We start from the raw sequence: 18,214 nt of genomic DNA on the forward strand, positions 1-18,214 counted from the left end.
CCTAAAGCTTGGCGATGGCACCTCCGATCCTGATTTCCGCATCAATCCTGTCTGCCGATTTCGCCCGGCTGGGGGAGGAGGTGCGGGCGGTGGATGCGGCAGGGGTCGACTGGATCCATATCGACGTGATGGACGGGCATTTCGTGCCCAACATCACGCTCGGGCCGCAGACCGTGAAGGCGATCCGGCCGCACACGACCAAGACGCTCGACGTGCATCTGATGATCGCACCGGTCGATCGCTATCTGGAAGCTTTTGCCGAGGCGGGGGCGGATCTGATAACGGTCCATGCCGAAGCGGGGCCGCATCTGCATCGCACGATCCAGGCGGTGAAGGGGCTGGGCAAGAAAGCCGGGCTGGCCCTGAACCCGGCGACGCCGGTCGAGGCGGTCGATTATGTCATCGACGATCTGGACGTCATCATGGTGATGAGCGTCAATCCCGGCTTTGGTGGGCAAAGCTTCATCGATAATCAGCTGCGCAAGATCGCCGCCTTGCGCGCGCGGATCGATGCCACCGGGCGCGACATCGGGCTTGAGGTGGACGGCGGTATCGGGCCGCAGAATATCGGCCGTGCGGTGTCGGCGGGTGCCAATATCCTGGTGGCCGGAACCTCCACCTTCAGGGGTGGGCCGGACCATTATCGCGCCAATGTCGCGGCGCTGCGTGAGGCGCGCGGATGACCGACGAGCCCGGTTCGGGCAACGACGATCGATCGGGGAAACGCCAGCTTCGCACCGGCGAGCGGGCGGGTACGTCGCTGACCGAAAAACTGGGGCATGGGCTGAAGCGGCTGTCGTGGCGCACCCCGGTCCACAAACTCCGCCTGCGGGGCCGCTACCCGCTGCAACTGCTCGACGTGCCGGCCGATCCCATTCCCGGCAATGCGGCGGCGGGGCGCGCGCTGCTCGAGCAGCGGATGGTCGTCGCTGGGGAGAGCATTGCCTTCGACGCGCTTGATCGCGGGGGCTTCTCGCTTGCCTTTGCGGAATATTGGCAGAGCTTTGCCTGGTTGCGCGATCTTGCCGCGGCGACCGACCGACGGACGGCCACGCCGATCGCCGACGGGCTGATGCGGCAATGGCTGGCCGTCCACGCCCGCACGGTCAGCGAGCCGGCGTGGCGGCCCGATCTGTGGGGCCGTCGCATCCTGTTCTGGACAGCCTATGCGCCGATCCTGCTCGATACCCAGGATGCGGACTATCGCAAGGCCGTGCTCAATGCGCTGGCCCGCGGCGCGCGTCATCTGGATGGGGCAGCCGACACGGCACCGCAGGGCCTGCCGCGGGTGATGGCGTGGGCCGGCGTCATCGCGGCGGGGCTGCTCTTTCCAGGCGGCGATCTGCGCGCGGCGCATGGCGAAGCCGGCATCACGCGCGCGCTGGCGCTGGCCGTGCATGGCGATGGCGGGCTGATCTCCCGGGCGCCGATGGAGCAACTGGCGCTCGTCGAACTGCTGGCGCAATTGCGCGGCGTGTACGAGGTGCGGGCGCGGCCACCCTCGGGCGCGGTCGCGTTGGCGTTGGCCAATGCGGTTCCGGTGCTGGCGAGCGCGACGCTGGGCGATGGCGCCCTGTCGAGCTGGCAAGGCGGCGGCCCAGCCAGTGCGGCACGCGTCTCGGCCGCGCTGGCGGCGATCAGCGTACGCGGCGGCACGCGCGACGATGCGCGCGACTGGGGCTATCAACGCCTGGTCTGCGCCAAGACGCGTCTGATCATGGATGCGGCGCCCCCGCCCGCGGCGGCTTTGTCGCGCGGCGCGTGCGCCTCGACACTCGCATTCGAAATGTCCGACGGCGCGCAGCGGCTGGTGGTCAATTGCGGCGCCGGGCCGGGATTGCCGGCGGATCTTGTCAGGGGCCTGCGCACGACGGCGGCGCATTCGACCCTGGTCCTGGCGGAGACCAATTCCACCGCCCTCCATCCGGACGGGACAATGGGACGGGGCGTCACGCAGGTCGAAATATCCCGCAGCGAAGGCGCTGAGGCCAGCCGGATCGAAGCGGCGCATGATGGCTATGTCAAACGCTTCGGCTTCGGCCATGTCCGCCGCCTCAGCCTGACCGCTGACGGACGGGCCCTGGAAGGCGAGGACCGGCTGGTTCCCGCCGGGCGCAAGAAAGCGGCCACGACGCCGCTCGCTTTATGGTTTCATCTCGCGCCCGGGATCGAGACGGTTTTGACGACCGACGGGCAGGGTGCGCTATTGCGGCCAAGCGCCGGCGCGGGATGGCAATTCCGCACGCGCGCGGGGTCCCTGTCGCTGGAAGACAGCCTGTGGGTTGATGGCGCGGGGCGGCCGCGCGCGTCGAAGGCCCTGGTCGTGGCGCTCGACGCGCCGGATAGCGGAACGACCATCCCCTGGTCGTTCCGCCGGGTCAGCTAAGCGCGCGCACGGCCCCCACCGCTCAGGCTCATCGTCCCAGCAGGCCGCGTGCCTGGGCGGCGACCTGCGCGATCATCGCCGCGCTCGGGGTGGGCGCCAGGCGGGCGCGATCCACCAAGGTGCGGAACTGCTCGACCCGCGGAGCCTGCGCCTGCAGCCAGCCATCGACCATCTGTTGCGGATCGCCGTCGCCGGCGCGGGCCAGGAAATCCAGCCGCAACTGTTCGAAGTCGCGGGCGAGGCCGGCGGCCAGAAGGCGTTCCCACGGATCGGATGAGACGAACCGCAAGGCGGCCTGCTTGGCCCAATCGAGCCCCAGCGCTTCGCCCAGCCGCACATAGGCCTCGGTTACGACCAGCTCATCGGCGGAAATGCGCGCCGCCAGGCTGGCGGTGCCGATCGCGCCATCCAGCTCGTACAGACGTACGATCCGCGCGACGATATCATCCGCAGCGCCATCGGTGCCCAGTCGCGCCCGCAGCGCCGCTGCACCCGCACGCGCTTCCTGCTTGAGCAGGCTGTCCAGGCGCGATTCAAGCCGTGCGACGCCGGGCGTCAGCCGTTCGGCGAAGGCACCGGGGGCAATGTCGCCATTGGCGGCGCGGATCGCATCGGCCACGTGCAGGCGCGCTGCCGATCCGGCGGCTACCAGCAGGGCGATCCGCGTTGGCTCCGGCATCGCCGCCTGCTCGATCGCCTCGAACATGGGTTCCAGACCCAGGATCGCATCGATCGCGAAATACGCGGCGGCCACCTGCGCCAGCGCGACGCCTTCCTCCTCGCCCAATTCGAACGGGGCCACCAGGCCGAGCCGATTGACGATGCGATTGGCCATCTTGGTCGCGATGATCTGAGGCCGCAGCCGGTGATCGTCGATCGCCTGGGCAAAGCGCGCCTGCATGGCTGGCGGGAAAGCGGCGTGAAGCAGCGGACGCAACAGCGGATCCGCGGCCACGTCGCTCGCCTCGATCCCCGCCTGCAAAGCGAGTTTGCCGTGGCTCAGGATCACGGCCAGTTCCGGGCGGGTCAGACCATGGCCCTCCTGCGCGCGCCGGAGCAACGTGGCGTTGCTCTCGATCCCGTCGACGCTGCGATCGATGCGACCGCCCGATTCCAGGATTTCGACGACCCTCAGCTGGGCCGGAAGCGCAGCCGCGCCGCCATATTCGGCGAGACTCAGGCCCAGTGTCTGGAGGCGATTATCCTCCAGCACGATATGGGCGACGTCCTCGGTCATGCTCGCGAGGAAGGCGTTGCGCTCCTCGAACGGAAGGCGGCCCTCGTTCATCTCGCGGTTCAGCGCGATCTTGATGTTGACCTCGTTATCCGAGCAGTCGACGCCCGCAGAATTGTCGATGAAGTCGGTATTGATTCGCCCGCCATTGGCTGCGAATTCGATCCGCCCCGCCTGGGTCACGCCCAGATTGGCGCCTTCGCCGATCACCTTGGCGCGTACCTCCATCCCGTTGACGCGATGCGCATCGTTGGAAGGATCGCCGACGTCGGCATTGGATTGGTCGGACGATTTCACATAAGTGCCGATGCCACCGAACCAGAGCAGATCGGCCGGTGCGCGCAGGATGGCCGCGATCAGGCTGGAAGGATCAAGCGTGTCGGCCTCGACCCCAAGCACCGCTTTCACCTGAGGCGACAGCGGGATCACCTTCTGCGTGCGCGGGAAGATGCCGCCGCCGGCGGAGATCAGCGCCGCATCATAATCGGCCCATGACGACCGTGGCAGGGCGAACATGCGGTTGCGTTCTTCCCAGCTGCGGGCCGGATCGGGATCGGGATCGAGGAAGATGTGGCGATGGTCGAAGGCTGCCACCAGCTTCAGCGCCTTCGAGAGCAGCATGCCGTTGCCGAAGACGTCGCCGGACATATCGCCGCAGCCGACCACCGTGGTCGGATCATTCTGCACGTCGACGCCGCGTTCCAGGAAGTGGCGTTGCACGGAGACCCAGGCGCCGCGCGCGGTGATCGCCATCGCCTTATGGTCATAGCCATGGCTGCCGCCGGAGGCGAAGGCATCGCCGAGCCAGAAGCCATGGTCTTCCGAAATCGCATTGGCGATATCGGAAAAGGTCGCCGTGCCCTTGTCGGCGGCGACCACGAAATAGGGATCCTCCCCGTCGCGGATGCGCACCCGATCCGGATGGACGAGTGCGCCTTCCACCAGATTGTCGGTGACGGACAGGAGCGAGCGGATGAAGATGCGATAGCTTTCCGTTCCCTCCGCCAGCCAGGCGTCGCGATTGGCGACCGGCGGCAATTGCTTGGGGTAGAAACCGCCCTTCGCGCCGGTCGGCACGATCACGGCATTCTTGACGACCTGCGCCTTCATCAGGCCGAGGATCTCGGTACGGAAATCGTCGCGCCGGTCGGACCAGCGCAAGCCGCCGCGCGCGATCGGTCCGCCGCGCAGGTGAATGCCTTCGACTCGGGGCGAATAGACCCAGATTTCGCGCCAGGGCAGCGGCTTGGGCAGGTTCGGCACCAATGCCGAATCCATCTTGAACGCCAACGCCTCCTGCGCGGCCGGCGCGAAGGCATTGGTCCGCAGAATCGCGCGCACCACGCCGGCAAGCCGGCGCAGGATGCGGTCGTCTTCGATCGAGGCAACCTGGGCGAGTGCGGATTCCAGGCGTTCCGCCGCGACGTCTTCTTCGCCGGCATGATCCGGATCGTGGCGTGCGTCGAACAGGGCGATCAGGGCCCGCGCGACATCAGGCGCATGATCCAGCGCATCCGCCACCGTCTGCAGCCCGTAGGGAAGGCCGATCTGGCGCAGATACCGGAACCAGGCGCGGATCAGCACGACTTCGCGTGGGTCGAGCCCGACGCCGACGATCAGCGCATTGAAGGCATCGTCCTCGGCCTGACCCGCCAGAACGGCGGCGATCGCGGACTCGGCAACCGCGGCCCGCGCCAGCAGCGCATCGGCCGCCTCGGCGCTGTCGGCCTCCAGCAGGAATTCGTCGATATAGGCCGCGGTGCCGCCCTTCAGCGGGGTCGGCATTTCTTCGAGAACGCGGAAGCCGAAATGTTCGAAGACCGGCACCGCTTCGGACAGCGGGATGAGTTCACCCAGACGATAGGTCTTCAGGCGCAGCCGCGCGCCGCTATCGCTCGTGCCGCGATACAGGCGGATCGCCCGCGCCCCGGTATCGCTGAGGTCCGCCAGCCTTTGAATATCTGCCGCAGCCTCGTCCGGGGTCGAGCGCATGCGATAATCGGACGGGAAAGCATCGGCCCAGTCGAGCACGAGCCGGGCCGCCCGCGTGGGTGCGAGCGCCTCACCCAATTTCAATTCGATGCCGGGCGCCCAGCCACGCAGCATATTTTCGAGCTGGCGGTCGAGGACGTCCGCATCCGGCACGGTGGCGCCGAAGGGCAGATCGAGCGTGTAACGGATCAGCGCCAGATCGCCTTCGCCCAGATCCAGCGCCCAGCTGGTGACCGGCGCGTCGGCGGCAGTCTCCAGCATCGCCTGGATCGCCTCCCGCTGGGTGGTGCTCAGCGCCTCGCGCGGAAGCCAGACGAAGGCGAAGAGGTGGCGCAGCAGCGGGCCCGGCGCCAATACCAGCTTCGGCCGCGGCCGATCCGCCAGGCTCATGGCCGTGAGTGCGACGTTTTCCAGTACGGCCGGCGGGAAGGTGGTAATGATGTCGTGCGGCAGATCGGACAGCGCGTGATGCAGCGCCTTGCCGGCGTGCGATGAAGGGCTGAAGCCGTATTTCTCCTCAATCTGCGCCAGCCGCGTCCGCAACACCGGCACCTTGTCCGAAGGCGCGCGCAACGCTGCGCTGGTCCATAGGCCGGCAACGATCGAGAGCGCATCGACCGAACTGCCTGCGCGCACCGGAACGACCAGCAGATCCAGCGCGGCTCGGCGATGCACGGTTGCGAGGCGATCGCTCTTGACCACCAGAGGAGCTTCGCCGCCCTGTTCGAACCAGCGGAACGCCGCTTCGCGGGCCGTATCGGACCATAAGGGCTCGCTGGCCGTGCGGAGAATGCCCAGGCCGGGATCGGCCGATCCGTGGCGTCGTTCGGTATGCGCGCCCAGCAAGGTGAAATGGCGTTCCAGGAACCAGCGCAACAGCGCCGCGCCCTCGCCATCGGGCAATGTCTGCGCGGCATCGCGCAGGGCGAGTTGCAGGCGCGGCCAATCCTCTACCGCGGCGCGGACGTCGGCCAGCATGGCGGCAAGATCGCCCTCCAGCGTGCGCCGGATTTTCGCGTCGACGCGATCGACCTCCATGTAGATCATCGATTCGCGCCGTTCGCCGCTGCTGCCGGTCGGCAGGATCGCGCGCAGTGCGCCTTCGCTGTCGCGGCGGACCGAAAGCACGGGGTGGAGCAGGCGATGCACATCGATTCCGCGCGCGCCCAGGGTGGCCGCCACCGAATCGACGAGGAAGGGCATATCGTCATTGACGATGCCCAGCCGCATCCGGCGCTGCACGCTGTCGCCGCTGCCCGATTCCAGCCCGATCGAGGGCTGACCGGGCGCGCGTTGGGTGGCAAGCCGCGTCATGAAGGCGGTGGCCTCGGCCTGCGCTGATGCATCGAAATTGTCGGTTTCGCCGGGCAAGGCGCCTTCGACGAGGGCCGCGGAAATAGCGGCAGCGGCCGCCTCCCCAATGGAGGGAGTGGCCAAATCGCTGTTCGTCATCCTGCTCTCCGGCACGATCTGCTACGCGCAGCCGTGCGCTGCTGTTCGGTTAAGCCAGGCCCTATGCGCTTGTGTGACAGACGGGACAACCCGCGGCGTCCGCATCCCGGCGGGGCACATTGACGACATCGCGCACCGCGATCCCTTGTCAGGCCCGACAAGCGCTGGTAACGGCCCGCTCCAGACGCCGCCTTAGCTCAGCTGGTAGAGCATCGCATTCGTAATGCGGGGGTCACAGGTTCGAGTCCTGTAGGCGGCACCACCTTTACCGTGAACGCGCCTTCGGAGTCCGCAGAGACTACCGTAAACTGGCGTTTAGCTGGTCCCAAAGTCTCCTAACTTTGCTCCGCCGTGGCCCACCAAGCTGGTCCCGGACGCGTATGTCCAGAAGGTGCAGCTTGGGGGGGGCGCGCCCCTGCCACGCTTAGGGAGGTGCGCCGGGTCCACAAGATTGCAGCCCTAACGGGGAATTTCCCAGGCCAGATCATCTGTCTAGCGCAGCATTTCGGCAGCTATCCCTGATCTCGCGACTGAGCGCACCGATTTTTTGCAGAAAAGTCATCCCGCGCAGGGCCAAACGGCGTTGGCACCATTCGGGCGTTCAGGCGGAAGATGGTATGACATGAGGCCATTCATTCGGCAGGAAGCGCCGTTAGCCTGTACAGACCCGGCGTCCGCCGAAGCGGACGCCGGACCTTCGGTCAGCCGAAATCGGCAGTGCTGATGGTCTCCGGTCTTACATTGGCCAATTGAATAGCACTGTCCACGGCATCGCCGCCGGAACCGTTGTAAAACAGCCACGTATCCGTGCCGACACCCACCGCCGCCACTTCCCGTGTGCCGGCATCCCCGGTCAGCAACTGCGTGGCGTAGGCCTGCGCGGCCGATATATCAGCGAAGCTTTGGCCGGTGGCGGTGAGCACCTGTGCTACCTCGAAATCCAGCTCGATCTCGTCCTGCCCGCCGGTAAAGTCGTGGATCGTGTCGGCTACCGAGAAACTGGTCTCGCCGACGATCAGCGCATCGTTTCGGTCAAACTCGAACGAATCGCGCCCCGCTCCCCCCGTCGCCTGATCGATGCCCAGACCACCCTGGATCTCGTCATTACCGTTGTCGCCGAGCAGGTGGTCGTTGCCGCTGCCGCCGTCCATTTCGTCATTATCCGCACCACCCCGCAACGTGTCGGCACCGGCGCCGCCCTCCAGCTCATCATTGCCGCGATTGCCCTGGAGATAGTCGTTCCCATTGCCGCCATGCAGATCGTCTTCGCCCGCGCCGCCATAGATGCGGTCATTGCCGTCGCCACCGAACAGCTCGTCGTCGCCGGCATTGCCCTGGATATAATCGTGTCCGGCGCCGCCGTAGATGCGGTCGTCGCCATCGGCCGCGCCGGCCGCGACGCCGGGCGAATTGCCATAGAGATGGTCGTTATTGCTTCCCCCGAAGAGGGTATCGGATCCGCCGCCGCCGCCAAGCTGCTGCGGGTCAATCGACACCGAGCGGTCTATCACAGTGTCGTCATCGCCACCGATGATGAAGGTGGAAGTCGCCATCTTGATACTCCGTTATCGCAAATACGCTGCTCGATCCGCGCGCTGTTCTGACAACGGCACGGCACGCGATCGACACTCCGTCAGGAGCGGCGCTTCTCTGCATGATCGGTCTGGCGACCGGTTGACCCGCAGGTTTGTTTTTCTAAATGTTGCCTTCCCGCACGGTGAGCAAGGCGCGGCAGGGACTGGAATCATCCGCGGGATCGCCGCAGATGGCCGCTTCAACCTGCTTGGCAATTGCCACTACCGCGTTGAACGCTGCGCGCCTCGCACGGATCGCGTGTTCGTCTGGCGTGCTCATGAAGCGTTTCTGCCGGCAGGCCGTCCCGAAGCCCGGCGCGATTGGCTGCATCAAAGGCGATCCTACGCTAGTCAATGCTCGATGGCGAAAACTGGCAGGAGATATGTCGGCAAGGCGGCAAGACGACGGCGGGCACGCCTTCAGGCTATTTGGCAGCTTGCCGTCATTGGCGCGGTCGCCATAATCGTAGGCATCGCCATGTCCGGTCGGTGGCCCTGGACGATAACTCCGCCAAATGTCGATCGGCCGATGACGATGGCCGCGGCGCGCGCCTCGAATGCGCTTGTCCCGATCGATCAAAGCCGTCGCTTGCATGCCGCTGGCTTCCATCTTCGCAAGGGGCCGGCGGCGGTGCGCCAGGCGGTGGAGTGCCTCGCCACCGCGGCTCTGTACGAGGCGGGCGACGATCAGCGGGGGCAGCGGGCTGTCATGCAGGTGATCCTCAATCGCGTCCGCGCACCTGGCTTTCCCGACACGGTATGCGGGGTGGTGTACCAAGGATCCACCCGCGCAACCGGCTGCCAATTTTCCTTCACCTGCGATGGATCGGTTCAGCGTCGCCCGGTCCGGCGGGGCTGGGCAGCCGCCCGCAGGAAGGCCCGCGATGCGCTCGCGGGCTATGTCGACGATGATGTCGGCCGTGCCACGCATTATCATGCAGACTGGTTGGTGCCCTACTGGCGCGACTCTATGGTCAAGGTTGCCCGTGTCGAAACCCACCTCTTCTATGTGAGAAAGCGCTGAGTGGCTCGCAGTGCACAGCTTCGGCAGCTTTGATCATACCCGCAACAGTCTTCCTGCTGATATTCCACGAACATACGATGCCCGGGAAATCTTGACCGTGCCCTCCGCGGCGCCCCAAGGCTATGAAATCGCGCGGCGCGGTGCGGCCATGATCTTCGGGCGCGTATCGGTTGGCCAGCCGAACAGGGGAGGAAGCAGGATGGGAAAGCGGGGGCCTCGTGGCTTAGCCGCGGGCATGCGCCGGGCAGCGCAGAGCATGGTGCTGTCGTTGGTGGCCACCGCATTTGGCGGCACGTCTCCTGCGCTGTCGCAGACAGCACCTTTTGCGGTTCATGTCGCGGTCGACGTCCAGCAGATCGGACAGCCGGTAAAGCCGGTATGGCGCTTCTTCGGTGCGGACGAGCCCAATTATGCGACGATGAAGGATGGCCGCACCACCTTGGCCACGCTCGGTCAACTCGCGCCGGATCGGGTCTATTTTCGCGCGCACAATCTGCTGACCACCGGTGACGGCACGCCCGCCCTCAAATGGGGATCAACCAACGCCTATACGGAGGACGCACAAGGCCGCCCGGTCTATAACTGGACGATCGTCGATCGGATATTCGATACCTATCGCGCCCGCGGCGTGCGGCCTTATGTCGAACTCGGCTTCATGCCAGAGGCCTTGTCGACGCATCCACAGCCCTACCAGCACGATTTCCGGCCGGGCAGCGGCAATTTGCGGACGGGCTGGGCCTATCCGCCCAAGGATTATGCCAAGTGGGAAGAGCTGATCTACCAATGGGTGCGGCATTGCGTCAATCGCCATGGCGCGAAGGAGGTCGCATCCTGGTATTTCCAGACGTGGAACGAGGCGAACCTGCCGCAATATTATTGGGGCGGTACGCCGGAGGAATTCTTCCGGTTGCATGACGCGGCCGTGCGCGGGGTGCGTCGTGCCTTGCCGCAGGCGCGCGTCGGCGGCCCCGATATCGCCGGTGCCGGCGACGACTTCATGACCCGCTTTCTGGCCCATGTGAAACAGGCCGGCACGCCGACCGACTTCCTGTCCTTCCACGCCAAAGGCCAGCCGGAATTCCTGAAAGACGATAAAGGTGGTCATGTGCGGATGGGGATCAGCAACCATCTGAAAGCCGCCGACCATGAATTCGGCCAGATCGCGGCAGATCCGGTGTTCCACGACACGCCGATCATCATCGGCGAGTCCGATCCCGAAGGGTGCGCTGCCTGCCAGGGGCCGGCCAATGCCTATCGCAACGGGACCATGTATTCCAGCTACACCGCGGCTGTCTTTCCCCGGCTGCAGGCGCTCGCGCAACAGCGCCGGGTGAATCTGGAAGGCGTGCTTACCTGGGCATTTGAGTTTGAGGATCAGCCCTATTTCGCGGGTTTCCGGCAGCTGACCTCGGCGGGCATCGATCTGCCGGTGATGAACATCTTCAAGCTGTTTGCGATGATGGACGGCCGTTATGTCGGGGCGCAATCAGACCATCAGGCGGCGCTCGATACGATGATTACATCCGGCGTGCGCGGCGCGCCGGATGTCGGCAGTGTCGCCACCTATGACGGCAAGCGGCTGACCATCCTTGTCTGGCATTATCATGATGACGATCTCGCAGGGCCGGACGCGGACGTCAGCGTCGACGTCGCGGGCGTGCCCGCCAGTTTCGCGCATGGCGCCGCTTTGACCCACTATCGCGTGGATCACGATCATTCCAATGGTTACGCGGCATGGCTCGCCATGGGTTCGCCGATCGCGCCATCGGACCCGCAGCGCGCTGCGCTGTTGAAAGCGGCCGCACTCGCGACGGTCGGCGGGCCAACCGGGGCGGTGTCGGTCAAAGACGGCCACGCCAACCTGCGCTTCCGCTTGCCACGCCAGGGCGTCTCGCTGCTGGTGCTGACGCCCGCTGCTCTGCGCGATAGGCGCGGAACCCGCTAACGCCACCGCTTCCACCGCCGACGCGGCGTTCCCGTCGGTTGTGAGGGCGCATGCCATGCCGGCGGGATCGTCGTCATTCATGACAGGATGCGTCGTCGAAAGGGTAGACTGTTGCTGTCCGGGGATCGCGCCCGGCCCGGCGTCGTTATCCTATGATCGCGTGCGTCCGTTCGCGAGCCAATCCGAAAGGCCGATGTGCATGAACGCTGCCGATGTCTTCACGACGCTCGACGTTGAGCTGAAGCCCGACCCGTCCCGCACCGTGATCCGGCCGTTCAGCTTCGGCTATCCGTCAGCTTTCGAGGCAGGGCGGCCACCCCGCAGCCAGTCCGTCGTCGATCGTATTCAAGCGCTGGACGATCGCATGCGGGCGCGAATGCGCGACCTGTTGCTGACGCCGATGCGGGAACGCCATCGCAACGTGGAGCAGGTGCTGCTGCGCCGCTTCGCCGAAGTACGTCCGGATATCGGCGACAGCGACTTTCCCGAAGACGAACAACTGTTGATCGGCGCCTATTTCAGCCAGGAATATGCGTTCGAGGCTGCGGCCTTGTTCAATCCCAGCATCGTTGCGGTAACGGACGAGGCGCCGTCGGAAGCGGGCGCGGTGCGCTTCGTGATATCACTAAGGGGGATTGGCGAGGGGCATATCTCGTCGATCACGTTTCGCACCGGCGAATGGGGGCCGGGCGATCGCTTGGTGATCGATCCGGCGAGTGCACATGGTGTGCCGCCGCGCATCGAGCATCATGAGGGGAATTGGGTCCGGCTGATCTGCGAGGATAGTCAAGACGCGTCGGAGACGGTGATCTTCCCGGTCCTGCCCAGCCAGCGACAGGGCGTCGAGGATCTGCGGCTCGTCAATTTCACCGACCATGACGGAGTCCGCAGCGTCATCGGAACGTATACCGCGTTCGATGGCAAGGATGCGCGCCAGGAAATTCTGCGCGGTGTCGACCTGCGTCGGGTGGAGATGAGCCCGCTCACCGGCGCCATGACGGGCTATAAGGGAATGGCGCTGTTCCCGCGGCGGATCAACAACCAGTTCGTGATGCTGGGGCGGCAGGACAATGAGAATATTTGGCTGCTGCGTTCCGACGATCTTTATACGTGGGAGACGGGGACGCCGATCATGGCGCCAAAATATCCTTGGCAATTCGTGCAATTGGGCAATTGCGGATCCCCGATCGAAATCGACGAGGGCTGGCTGGTGTTCACGCATGGCGTCGGCATGGTGCGGGGCTATTGCATCGGCGCCTGCCCCCTCGACAAGGACGATCCGTCCAAGGTGCTTGCGCGCACGCCATCGCCCCTGTTGTTTCCCAGCGCGGAGCATCGCGGAGGCTATGTGCCGAACGTCACCTATAGCTGCGGCGCGCTGATCCAGGGGCGGCGCATTCTATTGCCCTATGCGATCGGCGACGAATATTCGGCATTTGCGGTAGGAACTGTGGACGATCTGTTGACAGTGATGGAACCCGCCTGATGCTTGCGGCCCGGCGAAGTCATGGCGGGTGGCCAATCAGATAAGCGCATGCGCGCAACGCAGCGTTAACGGGCGTGCCCAATGCGACGCGCGCGGGATCAAGACGGAGCCTGGCCTGCTGGCCGATCATGCGCGGCGGCCGCGACAGTGGAATCGTAGAAGCTGGCCAGATCGCCATGCAGCTGATGCAGCGCATCCGGATTGAGGTAGATCATATGGCCCGAGGGGTAGTAACGGAAGCTGATATTAGCACGCAGCTTCTTGTCCAGCAGCATGTGCGCAATGTCATATTCGGTGGCGAAGAACGGCGTGGCCATGTCGTACCAGCCGTTGAGGGACAAGACCTTGAGGTAGGGATTGGTGCGGATCGCCGCGGCGAGATCGACGGCGACGTCCGGATTGTTCATGGCTTCGCTGCTGCCGGGCGCCTTATGCTTCCAGTTCCAGTCGAAACCCTTCAGGTTGTAGGCTGACACCCGATAGGGAAGCGGCGATTTATACTTCAGCTCCCGTTGAACATAATCGTTGAAGGTGGTGATGAAGGCGCCCGAGATCGCTGTGTCCGAAGCGTCGAAGTCCGGGCTTTCACCCGCTGAATCCGCATCAACGCCGGTATACCGGCTGTCGAACCTGCCGACGGTCAGAGCCTGGTCCCGCAGCAGCTCCTTTTGGAAGCGATTGAGATCGACGCGCAGGTTTGCCCGCTTGATGAAGGTCGCCGAAAGCCCGGTATAGGCCGACATCTGATCCGCAATCGTGTCGCGTTCGGCATCCGGCAGATCCTGACCCTTCGACAGCGCCAGCGCGTAGGGGCCTTGCGCAAACGCCCGGACCTGTTGAAGCAAGGTTGTGAGGTCCGCCGGCCGGTTGGCGATGCGGTTGTGATACCAGGCGGTCGCGGCATAGCTCGGCAGATAGCTCACATAGCTTTGATCATAGCCCTGCTGCTCGATGCCATAATTCAGGATGGAGGAGAGTAGCACGACACCGTTCAGCGCCATGCCGCGATCTTGCAGTTGGTAGGCGAGGGCGGCGGAACGGGTCGTTCCATAGCTTTCGCCAAACAGGAATTTAGGGCTTGTCCACCGGCTGTTCTTGCTCGTCCAGCGGATGATGGCCTTCGCGAACGCATCGGCATCCTCATCGACGCCCCAAAAATCCTTGCCTGCGGCGTCGCCGAGTGGACGCGAATAGCCAGCGCCGACCATGTCGATGAAGACCAGATCCGTCTTGTCGAGCAGGGTGTCAGGGTTGGGGCCGAACCGATAGGGGGCGGGGCGAATATATTCCGGACCGCCCGTCTGCACCCGCACCGGCGCAAAAGACCCCATATGCAGCCATACCGACGAAGAGCCGGGCCCACCGTTGTAAAAGAAGGTGACTGGACGGCTCCCGGGTGGCGCGCCGTCCAGCGTGTAAGCGACGTAGAAAACGCTCGCGGTCGGCTTGGCGTCGTCGTCCTGAATCGTGACGGTGCCGGCGGCGGCATGATATTTCAGCGTCTTGCCGCCTATTGCGACATTATGGGCGGTGACACTTTCGTCCTCTTTCACCGGAGCGAACGGCCACTCGTCGGCAATCCGCTGCGCGATTTTCTCGTTATGCTTATCGGTCGCCGAGCCCGCTTTCGCCTCGGCCGGCTTGTCCGCGTCCTGGGCCCAGGCGGGGTGCGAGACGAGTAAGACGGAGAGCAGCAGAACGGCTTTCTTCATGCGGCGACCTTTCCCCAATGCTCCGCACCGCCGCCTGCCGAACACACGCAATGGCAACCGCACAAAGTCATATGATATAATGTATCATGCATGCTATCCTGGAGGCGGTCAATCCGTCCTATGACCATCGCCGTTGCGCCAAAATCCGCCGACGTGCGTTATAGCGCCGACCCTGCAAATCGACAGAAAGCCATTCCATCATGCGCTATAACAAGCTTGGCCGCACCGGCCTGTTCGTGTCCGAACTCTGCCTCGGCACCATGACGTTTGGCGGCAGCGGCGACGGCCTCTGGAGCAAGATCGGTCAGCTCGGCCAGGAGGAGGCAGACGCGCTTCTACGCACCGCGATCGAGCGAGGCGTCAACTTCGTCGACACCGCTGACGTCTATGCCGATGGTCGATCGGAAGAGATTACCGGGCAGGCGATCCGCAATCTCGGCGTAAAGCGCGACGAGATCGTGGTGGCGACCAAGGGTTTTGGCGCGACCGGCGAGGGCCCGAATGGCCGCGGGGCTTCGCGCTATCATCTGATCGATGCCTGCAAGGCCAGCCTGAAGCGCCTCCAGCTCGATCATGTCGATCTGTATCAGGTCCACGGTTTCGATCCGGCGACGCCGATGGAGGAGACGCTGCGCGCGCTGGATACGCTCGTCCAGCATGGTCATGTCCGCTATGTCGGCGTGTCCAACTGGGCAGCGTGGCAAATTGCCAAGGCGCTGGGTATTTCGGAGCGGCTGGGGCTGCACCGCTTCGCCTCGCTCCAGGCCTATTATACGCTGGTGGGACGCGATCTGGAGCGGGATATCGCGCCGATGCTCCTGTCCGAAGAGGTGGGCCTGATGGTTTGGAGCCCGCTCGCGGGCGGTTTCCTGTCGGGCAAATATAGCGGCGACGCGGCGACGGATGGCCGCCGTGCCGCCTTCGACTTTCCGCCCGTGAATGCGGAGCGCGGCGATGCCGTGATTGCGGCAATGCGCCCCATCGCCGAGGCGCGGGGCGTATCCGTGGCCCGGATCGCACTCGCCTGGCTGCTGCACCAGCGCGCCGTGACCAGCGTGATCGTGGGCGCCAAGCGGCCCGAACAGCTGGCCGACAATCTTGCGGCGACGGAGATCGACCTGACCGGTGAGGAACGCGCGGCACTCGACGCGGTCAGTAAGCCGGCGAGCGAATATCCGGGTTGGATGCTGGAACGGCAGGGTCAGGGGCAACGCGATCTGCTTGCCGCGCGTCGGTGAGCGGTGGGATCATGCGGTTCCTCCATCCCAGCTAGGTGCGCAGCACTCCATTGGCGAGGGTACGCCGAAATCAGGCGTGCCGTCGGGCCGGTAGTGGATCGGCTGCACGCGCGTATGGCGGTTCGGATCGAACAGCGGATCGCCCTTGATCTGCGCATAGTCGCGGGCGTGGTACACCAGCATGTCGCGCCCGCGCTCATCGACGGTGAAGCTGTTATGGCCTGGGCCGTAAATATGATGCGCGGCAGATGTCCGGAACACCGGCAGGGGTGATTTCGTCCAGCTTTCCGCCCGCATGATGTCGGCATCGGCGCGCGCCGTGAGCATGCCCAGGCAATAGCGTGCATCGGTCGCACTCGCCGAATAAGTAAGGAATAGCCGTCCGTGCCGCGCCAACACGGCGGGCGCTTCGTTGACCTTAAAGCCCTGAATCTCCCACGGCAGCTCCGGCACTGACAGCCGCACCGGACGTCGCGCCAGCGTGAGCGGCGTGGCGAGCGGGGCCAGATAGAGATTGCTGTTAGTGTCGATTCCCGGCTCGCGCTGCGCCCAGCACAGATAGCGGGTACCGCGGTGGACAAAGCTCGTGGAATCCAGATTGAAACTGTCCCAAGGCGTCTGCAATTGGCCCAGGATCGACCAGCGCCCCGTCATGGGGTCGGTCCCATCGCAGCGCAGCGCATAAGTGCGGATGCGGAACACATCCTCGCCGCCGCCGCTGGGGCCGGCAGCGAAATACATGATCCATCGCCCGTCGATCAGGTGCAGTTCCGGCGCCCAGATGAAGCCCGACATCGGCCCGCTGCGCAAATGGCGCCACAACACCGCCTCACGCGCATTGCTTAATCCCGCGAGGGTAGGCGAACGACGTAATACGACCCGGTCATATTCGGGCACGGAGGCGGTCATATAATAGCTGCCGTCCGTATGACGGAAAATCTGCGCGTCGGCGCGCTGGCGCACCAGCGGATTGCGCAATGCCGGTTGCTGGGTCCGCGCCAGCGCCGATCCGAAAGGCGCGGCGACGGCGGCTCCGGCGGCACCGCCGGCAAGGAAAGTACGGCGGCTAAGGATCATGACGATCTCCGTTGCTGTAGAGCGTGAGGTTGGCGCGAAGCCCTTGGGGTGTGCGATCGCTCACGGGCGCGCGACCGGCCAACCGTCGCTGGTCCAGCCAAGCTCGTTGATGCGCAACGTCGGTATGCCACCACGCTGCGCGTCATAGGCGTGATAGGCGATGAAGACGCGGTTGCCGTCCTGCAGCAGGCCGGGGTGGCCGGGGCCGCGCCAGCGTCGCGTCGGATCAAGCTTTGCGTGGAGCACGATCTGGCCATAGCCCTGCATCATCGGCTTGCCGTCATGATCGACATAGGGGCCGGTCACGTCGCGCGACCGCCCGACAACCGTATAATAACTGCTGTCCGCGCCCCGGCAGCAAAAATCATAGCTGGCGAACAGATAATGATAGCCGCCACGTTGTATCAGGAAGGGGGCTTCGACGGCGCCCGGCTTGGCGCGCCCCGCGAGCGAATAGATTTTCCGGTCTTGGTTGGAGCGCAGACCGGTGGCGGGATCCAGCCGCACCAGCTTGATACCGGTCCAGAAGCTGCCGAATGCCAGCCACGCTTGTCCGTCGCGATCGGTAAATGCTGCCGGATCGATCGCATTGAAATCGCTGGCCCGCGTAGAGGCGATTACCTGACCTTTGTCGGTCCATTTATAATCGCTGGCGGCGGGATCCAGCGTCGGCGACGTCGCCAGCCCGATCACGGAATGATTGCTGCCAAAGGTCGAGACCGCGTAATATAACCGGTATTCGCCGTGCTGGAACGAGATGTCAGGCGCCCAGATGCCGTCGGCATGCGGGATTGCCCGCTTCGCCCAATCCGGAATCCGCGCGAAGACCGCACCGGCGCGTGACCACCGGATCAGATCGCTGGAAGTGCGGATCGGTATCTGCCCGGCCTGTTCGCGCGGGCGCGTGGTGCTAAACACATAGAAAGTCGTGCCCTGCCGGACGATCGCTGGATCGTGCACGGGCGCGATATCCCCGGTCATGCGATCGGCCATAGATCCGGCGGCGGGCGGCTGGGTCGAGGCGGGGCGGGGGGCGAGCAAAGCCAGCGCGAGGCAGGCGCCTTTACTGCCTATGGTGGCTCTCACCCGATCCC

Annotated in this window: 11 protein-coding genes, 1 tRNA gene and 1 pseudogene; 7 read left to right on the plus strand and 6 right to left on the minus strand. The window is 64.9% G+C overall.

Translation table 11 applies throughout. The features are described from left to right. Nucleotides 1-14 precede the first annotated feature (14 nt). Together rpe and ACSBM8_RS04355 are read left to right on the plus strand one after the other, a co-directional pair. Nucleotides 15-683: a ribulose-phosphate 3-epimerase gene (gene rpe, locus ACSBM8_RS04350; protein ID WP_442680433.1), complete on the plus strand. Its 669-nt coding sequence runs from the start codon at nucleotides 15-17 to the stop codon at nucleotides 681-683. Beyond that, nucleotides 680-2,386, plus strand: coding sequence for a heparinase II/III family protein (locus ACSBM8_RS04355; protein WP_442680434.1), 1,707 nt, complete (start codon nucleotides 680-682; stop codon nucleotides 2,384-2,386). Before rpe ends, ACSBM8_RS04355 begins: the two co-directional genes overlap by 4 nt. A gap of 28 nt (nucleotides 2,387-2,414) precedes the next feature. Here the strand turns inward: ACSBM8_RS04355 and ACSBM8_RS04360 are convergent, their stop codons facing one another. Next, complete coding sequence (locus ACSBM8_RS04360) at nucleotides 2,415-7,064, minus strand: NAD-glutamate dehydrogenase (protein ID WP_442680435.1); 4,650 nt, start codon at nucleotides 7,062-7,064, stop codon at nucleotides 2,415-2,417. 186 nt (nucleotides 7,065-7,250) lie between these two features. Here ACSBM8_RS04360 and ACSBM8_RS04365 point away from each other — a divergent pair. Further along, nucleotides 7,251-7,326 (plus strand) — tRNA-Thr (locus tag ACSBM8_RS04365). Between the two features lie 439 nt (nucleotides 7,327-7,765). Here the strand turns inward: ACSBM8_RS04365 and ACSBM8_RS04370 are convergent. Next, complete coding sequence (locus ACSBM8_RS04370) at nucleotides 7,766-8,617, minus strand: calcium-binding protein (RefSeq protein ID WP_442680436.1); 852 nt, start codon at nucleotides 8,615-8,617, stop codon at nucleotides 7,766-7,768. A 142-nt stretch (nucleotides 8,618-8,759) separates the two neighbouring features. Next, a complete protein-coding gene (locus ACSBM8_RS04375; protein ID WP_442680437.1) occupies nucleotides 8,760-8,969 on the minus strand; it encodes a hypothetical protein in 210 nt (69 codons plus the stop codon). Between the two features lie 198 nt (nucleotides 8,970-9,167). On the opposite strand from ACSBM8_RS04375, the gene ACSBM8_RS04380 reads away from it, so the two are divergent. From ACSBM8_RS04380 to ACSBM8_RS04390, 3 genes are all read left to right on the plus strand, one after another. Further along, nucleotides 9,168-9,662 (plus strand): cell wall hydrolase, encoded by a 495-nt coding sequence (locus tag ACSBM8_RS04380; protein ID WP_442680438.1) that lies wholly within the window; start codon nucleotides 9,168-9,170, stop codon nucleotides 9,660-9,662. Between the two features lie 235 nt (nucleotides 9,663-9,897). Further along, entirely contained in the window at nucleotides 9,898-11,607 is a 1,710-nt protein-coding gene (locus ACSBM8_RS04385; RefSeq protein WP_442680439.1) for a GH39 family glycosyl hydrolase, read from the plus strand. Nucleotides 11,608-11,806: 199 nt separating this feature from the next. Beyond that, nucleotides 11,807-13,093: a glycoside hydrolase family 130 protein gene (locus ACSBM8_RS04390; RefSeq protein ID WP_442680440.1), complete on the plus strand. Its 1,287-nt coding sequence runs from the start codon at nucleotides 11,807-11,809 to the stop codon at nucleotides 13,091-13,093. Between the two features lie 98 nt (nucleotides 13,094-13,191). Here ACSBM8_RS04390 and ACSBM8_RS04395 read toward each other — a convergent pair whose 3' ends face one another. After that, nucleotides 13,192-14,805, minus strand: a complete 1,614-nt coding sequence (locus ACSBM8_RS04395; RefSeq protein WP_442680441.1) for a S10 family peptidase — start codon at nucleotides 14,803-14,805, stop codon at nucleotides 13,192-13,194. Nucleotides 14,806-15,005: 200 nt separating this feature from the next. Here ACSBM8_RS04395 and ACSBM8_RS04400 point away from each other — a divergent pair, with 200 nt between their 5' ends. Then, on the plus strand, nucleotides 15,006-16,043 hold the full coding sequence (locus ACSBM8_RS04400; protein ID WP_442680442.1) for an aldo/keto reductase: 1,038 nt from the start codon (nucleotides 15,006-15,008) through the stop codon (nucleotides 16,041-16,043). Between the two features lie 57 nt (nucleotides 16,044-16,100). Here ACSBM8_RS04400 and ACSBM8_RS04405 read toward each other — a convergent pair. After that, nucleotides 16,101-17,126 (minus strand): annotated as a pseudogene (locus tag ACSBM8_RS04405) (glycoside hydrolase family 43 protein); the annotation flags it as partial. A gap of 54 nt (nucleotides 17,127-17,180) precedes the next feature. Next, nucleotides 17,181-18,206 (minus strand): arabinan endo-1,5-alpha-L-arabinosidase, encoded by a 1,026-nt coding sequence (locus ACSBM8_RS04410; protein WP_442680443.1) that lies wholly within the window; start codon nucleotides 18,204-18,206, stop codon nucleotides 17,181-17,183. Nucleotides 18,207-18,214 lie beyond the last annotated feature (8 nt).

Source organism: Sphingomonas sp. ASY06-1R (genome assembly GCF_052180265.1).
Lineage (GTDB): Bacteria > Pseudomonadota > Alphaproteobacteria > Sphingomonadales > Sphingomonadaceae > Sphingomonas_I.